Here is a 13380-nt window from a genome sequence, read left to right as displayed (position 1 = left end):
AAAATCCGGCCAGGAGCAGACGAATCACTGGTGCGTTCCGCCGTTGTTGTGGGGATCCTCAGGGGACTCGGGACGGTGGGACTCGCCCTCGCGGTGATCGATGACCTCTCCCCAACCTTGCGGCTGTGAGGAACGCTGTTCGCGACGGTCCGCCTTGCTTCCCGGACGGGCCACGCCATAAACACTGGTGAAAGTGGAATCCGCGAAACGGGCCAACGCAGCTCGGGCGCCGGCGCCAATGCCCTTGCGGATCAGCGCGCGGGTGGGCGGCAGCAGGAAGAAAATGCCTGCCAGGGAGCTCACCACGCCGGGCACCGCGACCAGCAGAGAACCGACGAACGTCAGGGCGAGGTCGCCGGTCAAGCGGCCCGGGTGACCACCTTCTGGGTGCTCCGCCTGCTGCGTGGCGCGTTGAGTGAGTGCGCGGAACTGCCAGCTAGCGATGGTCAGACCCGCCACGAACAGACCGATGATGGCCAGCAATGCCCAGCCGAAGCCGATCCACATCCCGAGCAGGATAAATGCGATGACCTCAACGATGAGGTAGGCCGCCGCGAACAATGGCATGGTGCGAACTCCTAAAAGCTTTAAGGGGGTGATGCTTCCACACTAGTCTGCGCCACTTCCTTTGAAATGCCGACGGGGGCGCGCTAGGTTAGACGAAGCTTCCATAACAAAATAATAACGATCTTTAGAGAATGGATTTTTCAGGATGCGCACTCGCAAAAACGCACTGGTAGCAGCCACCGTCGCGGCACTGTCCTTCACCGTAGTCGCTCCCGCCCAGGCGGAGCAGGTCACCGCGTACGCAGCGGAGGCCGATGCGGCAGATGGATCCACTGACCCGGGCCTTGAAGGCAGCAGTGAGGGTGACGCTGAGGGATCTTGGTTCTTCGAAAAGTCTGAGGGGGAAGGCTTCGAAAGCTACTCTCCAGCTGAGAAGGCCGCCGTGATCATCTTCGGCGGAATCGCTGCAGCTACCGCAGGAGCGTTCCTCTACGGCGTACTGCGCACCCTGATTTACAACATCGCCGGCGTTTAACGCGGCGCGCGCCGCCACAACCAGCGCGGCACGATCTGCATCACTGCGGCCAGCTGCCGCAAAGTGCCTGGGATCCACACGTCCTGGGCGCTTTCGCTATTAATGGCATCCACCGTGGCTCGCGCCACCTTGATCGGAGTGGTCGAAAGCGGTGCCGGATCCATCCCCTCGGTCATTCTGCCGATGACAAAACCTGGGCGGACTACCAGCAATCGCACACCGGTGCCCACCAACGCATCCTGCATTCCCTGGCAGAAGCCGTCCAGCCCTGCCTTAGCGGAACCATAAACATAGTTGGGGCGGCGAACTCGTGCCCCGGCGATGGAAGAAAACGCCACCACCGTGCCACGCCTCCGCTGCTTCATGCGGTGCGTCAGCTCCGTCAGCAGCACCGCCTGCGCAGTGAAGTCCGTGTGCAGAATCTTGTGCACCTCTTCCCCACTGCGCTCAGCTTTTTCTTGATCCCCGAGTACGCCGAACATCGCTAGGGCCGTATCAATCTTTCCCTCGGCTTCAATTTCTTCGATGATCTCGGCGTGGGTGTGGGTAGAGGTGGCGTCGAAAAACACATAACGAACATCCACCGCACCCGCGCTACGAAGACGCGACGCCTGGGACTTCAGGTCCTCCAAGCGACGACCAGCCAGCACCAGGCGGTTGCCGGGCGCGAGCAGCTGGGCGATCTCGGCACCGATCTCGCTGTTCGCACCGAAGATGGCGATGGTGCGAGGGCCGCGTGAGCCGGACGTGGCGGAGTTGATTGCGGAGGGATTGGGTTCAGCAATGCGATCATTCACCCGAACCAGTGTAGGCGGGCGAAAACCCTTAGGCCTCCAACGCCACGACAGAGCGGTTGATCGCCTTCACTGCCTTGCGGCTGGTGGTCTTCACCCGGTCCGAGTAGGCGGTGTTGCGAATCTGATCCAGCAGATCGATGACGCGGCGGCACCAACGGACGAAGTCGCCCGGCGTTAGCGAGGCGCCGGAAGCCTCCGCAGCACGCAGGCAATAGTCCAGCGGTGCGCCTGCCGTCCACTGATGCAGGGCGGTGGCGAAGCCGAGTTCCGGCATCCTGGTGATGGGGATGTTGTGGCGTTGCTCATCGGAGCTGAGCTCGGTGTAGATGCGGATAGTGTGGTCGATCGCCTCGGCCAGGGGTTCGGAGGGAACCTCCATCTCCTCGCCGGTTTCGCGTCGGTTCTCGAAGACCACCACGCTGGACACCGCGGCTAGTTCTGCCGGATCCAGATCATCCCAGATCCCGCGGCGCAAGCACTGCGCCACCAGTAGGTCAGATTCGTGGTGAATGCGCGCCAGGCGCTCGCCCTCGATGGTGATATCGGCGTGCTTCGTGCCGCTTTCATCGATGCTGGTTTCCACGTAGTCCAGTTCTTCCAGCAGCGCCACGATGCGATTGAACTGTGCCGCGAGACTCTCTCCCGTGGTGGTGACAGTCCCCTGCTCAAACTCCAAACGACGTTCCGCCTTGATGTACTGAATCGCCGAGCGGGAAATGTTCTCCCGAGAATCCCACGCGTGAACGGGATGATCCTGCACCTGCATGCGCAGCGACGTCGCCTGCGCCGAACCGCCCTTAGCCTTTGGCTTGAGCTTGGTTGGCTTCTGATCGAAGTGCATGCGGCGGAGATTGGCGGCCACCGAACGCGCCTGGCGCTTGGGGTTGCGGCCCACGCCCTTGTGCAGCTTCATGTGGCCGATATGCACCGGTGCGTTGCTGAACATATCCGGGGTCAGTCGCTCGACCCACGCCTCCTCCGTCACCACGGTTGGGCGCGGGTGCCGCGGCGAGGAATCAGCGCGGACTACCACGGCCGTCAGTGGATCGCGGCCGGTGGGAAGCGCGATGACATCACCCGGTCGCAGCCCCTGGAACAGTGTCACTGTTTCTTGTTGGCGCTGGCTGCCCGCGTGCTGCTTGGCCCGGCGTTCCTCCTGCGCCAATTCCCGACGCAAACCTGCGTATTCCACCGCAAGGTCCAAATCCTCTTGCGCCTTTTCCGGCTGGGTGGGGCGCTCCCTGCGAATCAGCGCCGCCAGCTCCTTGGCCTGGTGTTCCAGTTCGCGTCGCCGGCGCTCTACGGCTTCGGCTTGTTCCACCACGGAGCCGTTGGCTTGGTACTGAGCGAATGATCGGTCCAGCAGGCGGTGGGACTCTTCCCATCCCTGGGTGCCGAGCATATTGACGGCCATGTTGTAGCCGGGGCGGAACGTAGAGTTCAGCGGATAAGTGCGGGTGGAAGCCAGCCCAGCCACTGCGTATGGATCAATGCCTTGGGACCACAGCACCACGGCGTTGCCGACAGTATCGATGCCACGGCGGCCCGCACGGCCGGTGAGCTGCGTGTACTGCCCGGGGGTGAGATCAACGTGTGCCTCACCGTTGAACTTGATGAGCTTTTCCAGCACCACGGAACGTGCGGGCATGTTGATGCCCAGCGCGAGGGTTTCCGTGGCGAAGCAGACCTTGAGCAGGCCGCGGGAGAACAGATCCTCCACGATGTGACGGAATGCGGGGAGCATGCCTGCGTGGTGGCTGGTGAAACCGCGGGACAGCGCGCGGCGGAAGTGGCGGAAGCCCAGCACCTCGAGGTCTTCGGAGGTCAGCCCGCCCACGCCCTCATCGACCGTGCGCAGAATTTCTTCGCGTTCTGCGGGTGAGGTGAAGTCCACCTTGTCCACGAGCAGTTGCTTGACCGCGCCATCGCAGCCGGCGCGGGAGAAGATGAAGTAGATCGCGGGAAGCATGTTGGCGGCGTGCATGCGGGTGACCACATCCGAGCGCTTCGGCCCGCGGCGCTTTCCGGTCTCTTCCTGCTTTGCAGCCGCTGCTACTACTGCCCGGTTGATGGAACCGATGTGCTCGTCGGTGGAATCAAACAGCGGCATGATCTGCTTGCTGACCATCATGAACTGATTGAGCGGCACGGGACGCTTATCGGTGAGAATGATGTCCGTTTCACCGCGAATGGTGCTCAGCCATCCGCCGAATTCCTCCACATTGGAGACTGTGGCGGAGAGCGAAACCAAGGTGACGCGAGTGTCCAGATTCAAGATCGCTTCTTCCCACACCGGCCCGCGGGAGGGGTCTGCGAGGAAGTGGACCTCGTCCATCACCACGTGGGTCAGTGAGCGCAGGCGTTCCGAATCCGCGTAGATCATGTTGCGGAGAACTTCGGTGGTCATTACGACGATGGGAGCATCGCCGTTTACGGTCACGTCGCCCGTGAGCAGGCCGACGTTCTCCTCGCCGTAGCGGGCAACCAGGTCGTGGAACTTCTGGTTGCTCAGTGCCTTGATGGGCGTGGTGTAGAAGCACGCGCCCTGGTTGTGGAAGGCGGTGTAGACAGCGAATTCACCGACGACAGTCTTGCCCGCTCCGGTGGGGGCTCCCACCAGCACTCCCCTGTCTTGGGCAATGGCTTCAGCTGCGTCTAGCTGGAACTTATCGAGCCCGAAGGGATACTCGGCGCGAAATTGCTCGACGATTGGGGAATAAACAGTGTGTGTCTGGTCAGTCATCGTCCCCGAGCCTACCCGCGCGAGTCGGCGGGTATCGCGGCTAGAGGACGTCGTCGAAGAATCCGCCTGCTGCTCCGGGTGCAGTTCCGTTCCCGCTGTCTGGGCCATTATTTGGTCCATTGTGTGGGGACCCGTTGTTCGGCGTTTGAGAGTTTTGCTGGTTGGATTGCAGATTTAGTCCGTTGCGTCGTCCATACGTGTCCTGCTGCATCGGACGCGCACTACTGCTACTGCGTGGCGCGGGCGTGGCAGTGACTGGTTCTCCGAATTGGTTCTTTAAGGACTCTGGGTTGTCGATGGAGGAAGCCGTGACCTGCTCGGCAGGATCGAGGACAGAACCCGCTCCACCGATTGGAGTAGCTGCATCGATGGAGGACGATGATTCGTCATCCACGTCCATCCACTCCTCGCGGCGCTTGGCGCGGCGCCTGTCATTCACGCGGGCAATCTGGGTGGCGATTTCCATCATGACGCACAAAGACAATGCCAGAATCACCATGGAGAATGGATCTTGTCCAGGAGTGATAAACGCGGCAAAGATGAAGAGGAACGCGATGATGTAGCGGCGCTTTTCATTGAGCTGCTTATAAGAAATTACGCCCGCAGCGTTGAGAAGCACCGTCAAAAGTGGAACTTCAAAGCTCACTCCGAAAATGAGGAGCAAACTAATGGCAAAACTGAAGTAGCGCTCACCGTTCAGTGCTGCGATCTGAGCTTCGTCGCCCAGCGTGAGCAGGAACTCCAAGCCCATCGAAAGAACGAAGTAGGCCAAAACTGCGCCGATCGTGAACAAGGTACTTGCAACGATGGAAACTCCAAGTGCCCAATTCTTCTCGTTTTTCTTCAGGCCTGGAGTGACGAATCCCCAGATCTGTCCCAGCCAGACTGGAGAGGAAAAGACCAAACCGGCGAGAGAACCAACCTTCAATCGAAGAAGGAACATCTCAAATGGGCCGGTGGCGAGAAGGCGACATTCTCCAGAAGAACCGCCGAATCGCTGATCAGCTGGCAAGGAACAGTATGGGGCTCTGAGGATCTCACCCAGTGACGGGATCGGTCCGATATTAGTTCCGTACCAGATGTAACCAATAATGGTTCCCGCAGCGATTGCTAGCACCGCGATGAGTACGCGACGTCGGAGCTCTTGAATGTGCTCGACGATGCTCATCGTTCCGTCGACGGACTTCTGCTTGCGCGGTTTCCGTGCTTTGAGTGAGCGTCGCTTCGCGGACTTCGCCGCGGGCTGCGCGGAGCCTGCAGCGGATGCGGAGTGAGGTGTGGTCATCGGCGATCTTCCCGGCCTGTGATCCTGCGTTGGTGCTTAGTTCTGCTGACCTGGGTTCTGCTGTGGCTGCTGAACTGGCTGAGCAACGCCCTGCTGCTGTGGCTGCTGAACCGGCTGCTCCTGCGGAGCCTGTCCGAAGTTCTGCACCTGGTTCTGCATCGGATCCTGCTGCTGGATTGCCTGCTGCTCCGTGTCAGCGTTCTTCCCACCCTTTTCGGTCTTCATTTCATCCATCTCGGACTTGAAGATGCGCATGGAACGACCCAAGGAACGTGCAGCGCTAGGAAGTCGGGTTGCTCCGAAGAGGAGGAACACAACGAGAGCGATGAGGAGAATTTCTGGCCAGCCGAGGTTCATGCGGCACCTTTCGTGTTTAGTCCAGCACCGTGTGCACGAGTTTCTGTGCGAACGATCGGTACTGGGTCCTGCGGGTATCTATTTATTGTAAGCCCGAAGCCCTCGTTGGGCTCGGTGACGCACTCTCTCCTGCAGCCCCTCTGGGTCCACGACGGAAATGTGCTGCCCATAAGCGATACAGAAGCGCTCGAGCCAAGCCCCCGTATCGGGGATGGTGACAAGCGGTGTCTCTTTATCTTCTACCAGCCACATTGGGTAGTACTCCAGCATCCAAACCAATTCTGGGGATAGTCGCAGGGTGCTCCAATATTCGGCGTTTTCGAATTGGAATGGGTCGTCTTCTTGCAGCTGTGGTGCCTGCGCTGCTCCGGGGGCACTCCCCGGTTCGCCGACCTGCACGTTGTCCATGCGCTCCAGGGCATAGGTGCGCTGTTCGCGTCCCTCTTCCCTGCCCCACAGGTAGGCCTGGCCGCTGACAATTGCCAGGTGATCCGGATTTATGGTTCGGCGGGTTGTGGAGTCGCTGCTCAGCGAGCGGTAGTCGGCGGTCACCAGTTGTCGCTCGCGCACAGCCATGTTGATCTGTTGTAGCAGCTCATTGGCCGCTTCTTCCTGTTCAGGCAGCGGGGTGTGTTGGGTTTCTTTTTCCGACGTCAACCCCGCGCCATCCAACTTTTCGTCCAGAGAGCTGCGATCCCGTGCCGTGGCGAGCAGGGCGCGAATCTTGTCTGACGCGGATCTCACAGGAGCTTGCTGGTCTGCAGGCAGGGTGCTGCGCAGCGCTTCCAAGTTGAACAGCAGCACCCCGGCTTCCATCGGAGTCAGCGCCAGTGGCCGGTCCAGGCCAGCGGAAAACCTCACCTGAGCCGAGGTTTTATCCAGTGAGACTTCCACGAGTGAGCCGGGGAAATAACCCGGTAGGCCGCACATCGATAGCTGGGTGAGCTCGTGCTTGATCTGTGCCACAGGAATACCCAGCTGCTCGGATGCCTGCATGAAAGTGCCCGTGGGATGCGCACGGAACCAGTTGAGCACGTTCATACTCTGCGCGAACTGCTCGCCCGCGCGGGTGCTGGCGGCTCCATCGTTGCTGATGGCCGCGGAATTCTGCGTGGGGTTCACTGGTCGGTGCCTCCTGGCTCGTTGGCTACTGCGTGGAGCAGGGAGATGATGTCGTCGACAAGATCCGAAGGTTCCTCAACGACCACCTCAGGCGCATACGCTGCCGCTGTGCGCAGCAACCAGCTCCGGTCCACTGGGCCGATCTGACCACTCGCATCGGTCAGGGCGCGCAGTTCCTCGGCGCCGGAATTCGAGGTAAAGCGCAGGCGCGCGGTGATGCGGGAACCAGCGGATTCCAGGCCGCGGAGGATCAACTGCTCGGCGGGTAGATTCGGCGCGGGGTGGGTGGTGAACTCCGGCAGGGCCTGCATGTCCGCGATGCGGGATAGGCGGAAGGTGCGCTGCTGCTCACGGTCGAGATCGAAGCCCGTGAGGTAGATCTTTCCGTCCACGGCGCCGTAGGCCCACGGCTCAACAGTGCGGCGCGTGGGCACGTGCAGCAGTGAGGGGTAGTAATCGAAGCTCAGGCGCAGGCTCTTGTCCAGCGCACGGAAGATGGCCTCCACGGAGGCTTGATCCAGTTCCGTATGGTCCGGGACGGAGGAAACCACTGATTCGCCCAACCCACGTTGCAGGCCCGCGGCCGCGAGCTTGTGATAGGCACTCTTCGCAGCTCCAGACAGCGATTCCGATTGGTTCCACCGGGCTGCTGCGGCCAGAGCGTCGGCTTCCTCTTGGCTCAAGTCCAGCTCCGGGAGGAACAGCTCTTGGGAATCCAGGCTCCACGCTTCCGTTGTTTGCGCGCCTGCAGCCTCGCCGGTGCTCTTGCGAAGAACCACCCCGAACGCCTGCAAAGAGGCGCGGTCGCGGTGGAAACGCTTGCGGTTGGTGGCAGATGAGCCTGCGTCATAACCTGCTACGTTCGCGATGATCCAGTCCACCGAACGCGGAGAGGACGAGTTGATCAGCGCGATCACCAGGTTGAACAGCCGGGAGGTGTTCTCATCCCAGCTGACGTCCACGGGTTGATTGCGGTGCGACGCTGCGGTCATGGCCTACACCAGACTTTCCATGAGCTCGAGCATGGAGTCCACGCGCTCGTCGACCTCGGAGAACGGATCCCCCAGCACGGTTTCCATCCCGAGCTCGCCGTTGATTTTCAGGCGCATCCAGTCCACGTTGATGGACAGATCGCGCTGGCGGGCGGCCACGAGGAACTTCCCGCGCAGGGCGGCGCGCGTGGTGGCGGGTGCGTGGAAACAAGCGTGCTCGATCTCCTCGGCCGTGACCAAAGACTTCGCGTATCCGCGCTGCTCCAGGACATTAAACAGTCCGCGCTGCGGGTGGATGTCGTGATAGGTCAAGTCCACCTGCGCTAAGCGAGGGTCATTCAGGCTCAAGTTGCCGCGCTGAGCCATGCGATCCATCAGCGTCTTCTTGATCACCCAGTCGATCTCTGTGGACACTGGTGAGAAATCGCCCGTGTCGAAGCAATCCAAGACCCTGCCCCACAATTCCACGACGGGCTCCAGCTGCTCCTTCGGAGTGCCGCGGTAGCCCTTCTCATCGCGGGCGGTTTCCGGTCGGCTGGCCTCCAGCCACTGCTTGGCCGCAGCGTGGAACGCACGTTGGATCTCCAGCGGCGAAGCCTGCTTACCACTGCGGAGCCGCAGTGGTACAGTGCCGGTGAAATCGCGGGCGATAGCGCGGATGGAACGAATCTCATTAGCGATCTCAAAGTCTGGCAGATCCCACCCGGCCTCGATGAGTTCCAGCACCAGCAGCGTAGACCCTACCTTCAGTGCCGTGGAAACTTCCGACATGTTGGAATCTCCCACGATGACGTGCAGGCGGCGATATTTCGTGGAGTCTGCGTGTGGCTCATCGCGCGTGTTGATGATCGGGCGCGAGCGCGTGGTCGCGCTGGATACGCCCTCCCATACGTGGTCAGCGCGCTGACTCATCACAAAGCCCGCCTCGAAGTTTTCATTCGGTGCGCCCGCCGTGGGGATGGAGATCTTGCCCGCGCCGCAAATGAGCTGACGAGTGACCAAGAACGGCAGCAGCTGCTTGCTCAGCGCCTTGAGGGGCACGTCGCGGCCGATGAGGTAGTTCTCGTGGCAGCCGTAGGAGTTGCCCAGTGAATCGGTGTTGTTCTTCAGCAGGTAGACCTGCCCGCCGATCCCCCTTCGAGCCAGGCGCTGTTCGGCATCTACGGCCATGTGGTGCAGGGTGACATCGCCGGCGCGGTCGTAGGCGATCAGCTGGTGCAGCGAATCGCACTCCGCCGTGGCAATCTCCGGGTGCGCGCCCACATCCAGGTACAAGCGGGAGGCATTGTCCGTGTAGATGTTGGAGCTGCGGAATTCCCGCGTGATGGGTTCAAACAGCTCGCGGGAGATCTCGTCTGGGCCGAGCCTGCGGGCGGAATCGAGCACGTTGGTGATGCCGTATTCGGTTTCCAAGCCCATGATTCTGCGGACGTTGACCTGCTCCGAGAGCCTGCGTGTGGATTCGCCGGTGGTTGCTGCAGGGGTCACTGTCCGCCCTTTTGCACGTAGGACTTCACAAATTCCTCCGCATTGGATTCCAGCAGGCCGTCGATCTCATCCAGCAGGTCATCCGTGCCGGTGACGTGTACCTGTTCCTGGCCGGATTGGGTGGGCTGTCCGTCGAAGTCGTTTGCCTCGTTATCGCCGCGTCCGCCGCCGGCGTTGATCTGTCCACCTGTGGTCATGGGGTTCCTCGATTCGTTGTTGATCTGTACTTTAACGTCTTTGTTTCGTCGTTTTTACCCGACGCCACCTACCGCGCCTGGGCTTATTTCCTCCAGTTTGCGGATGAGCTGCTCGAGGCTGAGTGCATCAGGTTGCTCTCCCCCGACTTCGCCGAGAACCTCGGCGCGGGTGAACTGGCTGGGCTCGTCCATGCGGATCCGGGTGGCTGCGTGCTCGTGATAAGGGACATCCAGGATGATGCTGTCCCAATTGGCAGCCAAGATCTTCTCCGAGTAATTGCTGACCAAGTGGCCACGCAGCCAGGCCCGAGTGTCCGCGGGTGCGCGCTGGGCTGCTTCCTGGATGTCTGCCGGATCGACGAGAGTGCGCATCCGGCCACGCTTGACGAGCGCGTGGTACAGACTGCGCTGCGGATCGATGTCCGTGTATTGGATATCCAGCACGGCCAAGCGAGGATCGGACCATTCGATGCCACGAGCACGGTAGCCGTTGATCAAGCTCAGTTTTGCGGTCCAATCCAGCCGATCCGCGGTGCTCAGCGGGTCCGTGGCCAGCGCGTCGAGGATGCTTGCCCATTCCGTCAGTACGCGTTGATCATCCGCAGAGAGAACGTTCGTGCCCTCGAGGGTGTTCACCACGCGCGTGCGGATTTCCTGCTGTACCTCAATGGCCGGGAGTTCGCGGTTACCGTAGAACCTCAGCTTCTTAGTGCAGCTCAGATCGCGGGAGACGTGGCGCACTGCCTGGACTGGCTCGAGCAGCTGCAGGTCGCTGAAGTCTGCGCCGTGCTCCACGGCTTTCAGTACCAACGCCGTGGTGCCAAACTTCAGGTAGTTCGCGGTCTCGCTCATGTTCGCATCACCAATGATCACGTGCAAGCGCCGCCACCGATCTGCCGTGGAGTGAGGCTCATCGCGCGTGTTGATGATTCCGCGGTTCAGCGTGGTCTCCAGGGAGATGGTGGTCTCGATGTAATCCGCACGCTGCGAGATCTGGAAACTGGGCTCCTGCCCGGTCTGCCCCAAGCCCACGCGGCCAGATCCGGTAAAGACTTGCCGGGTGACAAAGTGCGGAATCAGCGCCTGCTGTACGGCCTCAACGTCCAGCTGGCGCGGATACAAGTAATTCTCGTGCGTGCCGTAGCTAGCGCCTTTACCGTCCACGTTGTTCTTATAGATCTTTAGCTGTGGTTGGTCTTCCACCTCTCCGGAGGCCACGGCCGCCCGGTGCATGACCACGTCCCCAGCCTTGTCCCACACCAGCGCGTCCCAGGCAGACGTGGTTTCTGGAGAGGAATACTCCGGGTGCGCGTGATCCACGTAGAAGCGCGCGCCGGACGACGTGATGACGTTGGCTGCACCCAAGGCATTGGGATCGAGCGAGGGCGCAGAGCCCGAGCGATAGCGGCGCAGATCGAACCCGCGAATGTCGCGCAGCGGGGACTCGTTTTCATAGTCCCAGCGCGTGCGGCGGTTGATACCCAGCCCGCTGGCTTCTGCGTATGCGACGACTGCTTGCGTCGAGGTCACGATGGGACTGACCTCCGGGTCATCCACCGCAACGATGCCGTACTCGATCTCCGTGCCGATGATGTGCATGTCCAGTGTCCTCGTCTGTGGGTTGGAAGGGGGTCAGTGGCGATGGCGGCAGATGGCTGCCACGCGGGCTAGTGCACCGTGATGTCCACGACCCGCTTGTTGGTGTGACCGTAAATGCGGGCCCACTCGGATGGATTCGTGGTGTCTGGCAGATCCTCGTTGTCCCGCGCCTCCTCGGCTACCGCATCGGAAACGTGCTGCAAGGTCAGGCCTGAAGGCTGACCCGCCTCGGACTTCAGCGCATCCTTGATGGCCGCAGTCTTCGCGCGGTCAACAATGTTGGCCAACATTGCACCAGAGACGAAGTCAGACCAGTACAAGTCCTGGGTGGAGCCATCTCCGAAGTGCATGGTGACGTAGCGCTTGGAATCCTCCCGGGAGAAGATCTGCTCCACGATGTGGGCGCGCAAGGATGCCGCGGCTTGGTCCGCAGATCCGGCCTTCGCCACCAGCTCGGGATGCAGAGGAATGCTGCTGGCCAAGTACTTGGACAAGATATCGGCGCTGCCGGAGGCATCAGGGCGCTCCACGCGGATCTTCACGTCCAAGCGGCCGGGGCGCAGCACGGCGGGATCGATGAGTTCCTCGCGATTGGAGGCACCGATGACGATCACGTTTTCCACGGACTCCACACCGTCCAGCTCCGCCAGCAACTGCGGCACCACGGTGGATTCCATATCGCTGCTCACGCCGGTGCCGCGCGTACGGAAGATAGCCTCCATCTCGTCGAAGAAGACAATCACAGGCTTGCCGGAGCTGGCCACGCGGCGGGCTTGCTCGAAGATCTGGCGGATCTGGCGCTCGGTCTCACCCACGAACTTGTTTAGAAGCTCAGGCCCCTTGATGTTCAGGAAGTACGAGGTTGCCTTTTTTTGGGTTTCCCCATCTGTAGCGTTGTTCATCTGCTGCGCCAGCGAGTTCGCCACGGCCTTGGCGATCAGCGTCTTGCCGTTGCCCGGAGGGCCGTACAGCAGCACACCCTTGGGTGGGCGCAGGCCATACTCTTCGTAGACCTCGGGGTGCAGGAACGGCAGCTCCACCGCATCGCGGATCTGCTCGATCTGCCGGCTCAACCCACCGATATCGGCGTAGGACACATCGGGAACTTCTTCCAGCACCAAGTTGGAGACCTCGGTGCGAGGTACGGCCTCGAACGCCCAACCGGAGCGGCGATCCACAATGACCGAATCTCCTGGGGTGATGTCATTGGCCAGTACCGCCTCGCGCAGCGGCCCGGCAGCTTTGACCACGGTTTCTTCGCCCACCTTATCGGCGACGATGACGCGCTCCCCCACGATCTCCACAACCTGGGCAATGTCACCAGAATCCTCCACTCCGGTGACTTCCACGACCTGCTGCCCCTCGGCCAAACGAACTGTCGCGCCGGGCTGCATCGCGGAGCGATCCACCAGTGGGGACACCGGCACACGCATCCGGCGGTTGGCGGTGAACACCTCAGCCTCTAAGCCTTCGGCGCCCACTGCGAGCAAAGTGCCATAGGTGCTCGGTGGCTCCGCGAGAGCTTCGAGGCGACCGTTGATCTCCTCCAGCTTGTTGCGGCTGGCCTGAAGCATAGAAACCAACTTGGCATTACGTGCACCGAGAGTGCGGTTAGCTAACTGCAGCTCGCGGTAAGATTCCGTTCCGGATTCAGTATTGCCAGTCATGCCTTACAAGTTTACGCACCACCGCAGGCACTCTGGGTAAGGGGTGCCTTAGTCCGCGCATATGGCCGAGCTGGGCTCGGCAGTCGTCCCC

General features: G+C 61.3%; 12 protein-coding genes. 1 reads left to right on the top strand and 11 read right to left on the bottom strand.

All coding sequences use genetic code 11. The features are described 5' to 3' along the window. Positions 1-24: 24 nt before the first annotated feature. Positions 25-567, bottom strand: coding sequence for an FxsA family protein (locus CS919_RS07045; RefSeq protein ID WP_099298770.1), 543 nt, complete (start codon positions 565-567; stop codon positions 25-27). Between the two features lie 145 nt (positions 568-712). Between CS919_RS07045 and CS919_RS07040 the strand changes: the two genes are divergently transcribed. Next, positions 713-1042: a hypothetical protein gene (locus CS919_RS07040; protein WP_099298769.1), complete on the top strand. Its 330-nt coding sequence runs from the start codon at positions 713-715 to the stop codon at positions 1040-1042. Here CS919_RS07040 and CS919_RS07035 read toward each other — a convergent pair. The 10 genes from CS919_RS07035 to arc all read right to left on the bottom strand — a co-directional run bounded on the left by CS919_RS07035 (position 1039) and on the right by arc (position 13289). Beyond that, positions 1039-1803 carry an SDR family NAD(P)-dependent oxidoreductase gene (locus CS919_RS07035; protein WP_099298849.1) on the bottom strand — a complete coding sequence of 255 codons (765 nt, stop codon included), beginning with the start codon at positions 1801-1803 and terminating at the stop codon, positions 1039-1041. The genes CS919_RS07040 and CS919_RS07035 overlap by 4 nt on opposite strands. 64 nt (positions 1804-1867) lie before the next feature. Continuing rightward, a complete protein-coding gene (locus tag CS919_RS07030) occupies positions 1868-4582 on the bottom strand; it encodes a DEAD/DEAH box helicase (protein ID WP_099298768.1) in 2715 nt (904 codons plus the stop codon). Between the two features lie 40 nt (positions 4583-4622). Next, positions 4623-5750, bottom strand: a complete 1128-nt coding sequence (tatC, locus tag CS919_RS07025) for a twin-arginine translocase subunit TatC (protein WP_099298848.1) — start codon at positions 5748-5750, stop codon at positions 4623-4625. Between the two features lie 153 nt (positions 5751-5903). Then, on the bottom strand, positions 5904-6224 hold the full coding sequence (gene tatA / locus CS919_RS07020) for a Sec-independent protein translocase subunit TatA (protein ID WP_099298767.1): 321 nt from the start codon (positions 6222-6224) through the stop codon (positions 5904-5906). Between the two features lie 78 nt (positions 6225-6302). Next, the gene (locus CS919_RS07015; protein WP_099298766.1) at positions 6303-7346 is read right to left on the bottom strand and encodes a helix-turn-helix transcriptional regulator; all 1044 of its coding nucleotides are present in this window, start codon (positions 7344-7346) and stop codon (positions 6303-6305) included. Continuing rightward, entirely contained in the window at positions 7343-8338 is a 996-nt protein-coding gene (locus CS919_RS07010) for a helix-turn-helix transcriptional regulator (RefSeq protein ID WP_099298765.1), read from the bottom strand. Before CS919_RS07010 ends, CS919_RS07015 begins: the two co-directional genes overlap by 4 nt. A 3-nt stretch (positions 8339-8341) precedes the next feature. Beyond that, positions 8342-9757, bottom strand: coding sequence for a Pup--protein ligase (gene pafA, locus CS919_RS07005; protein WP_099298847.1), 1416 nt, complete (start codon positions 9755-9757; stop codon positions 8342-8344). Positions 9758-9822: 65 nt separating this feature from the next. Continuing rightward, positions 9823-10023, bottom strand: coding sequence for a ubiquitin-like protein Pup (locus tag CS919_RS07000; protein WP_099298764.1), 201 nt, complete (start codon positions 10021-10023; stop codon positions 9823-9825). Between the two features lie 54 nt (positions 10024-10077). After that, positions 10078-11622 (bottom strand): depupylase/deamidase Dop, encoded by a 1545-nt coding sequence (gene dop / locus CS919_RS06995; protein ID WP_099298763.1) that lies wholly within the window; start codon positions 11620-11622, stop codon positions 10078-10080. 68 nt (positions 11623-11690) lie between these two features. Continuing rightward, positions 11691-13289 carry a proteasome ATPase gene (arc, locus tag CS919_RS06990; RefSeq protein ID WP_099298762.1) on the bottom strand — a complete coding sequence of 533 codons (1599 nt, stop codon included), beginning with the start codon at positions 13287-13289 and terminating at the stop codon, positions 11691-11693. Between the last annotated feature and the right edge of the window lie 91 nt (positions 13290-13380).

Source organism: Corynebacterium dentalis (assembly GCF_900232865.1).
Taxonomy (GTDB): Bacteria; Actinomycetota; Actinomycetes; order Mycobacteriales; family Mycobacteriaceae; genus Corynebacterium; species Corynebacterium dentalis.
The sequence above is the reverse complement of the archived record's forward strand: the minus strand, read 5'-3'. Positions and strand labels throughout refer to the sequence as shown.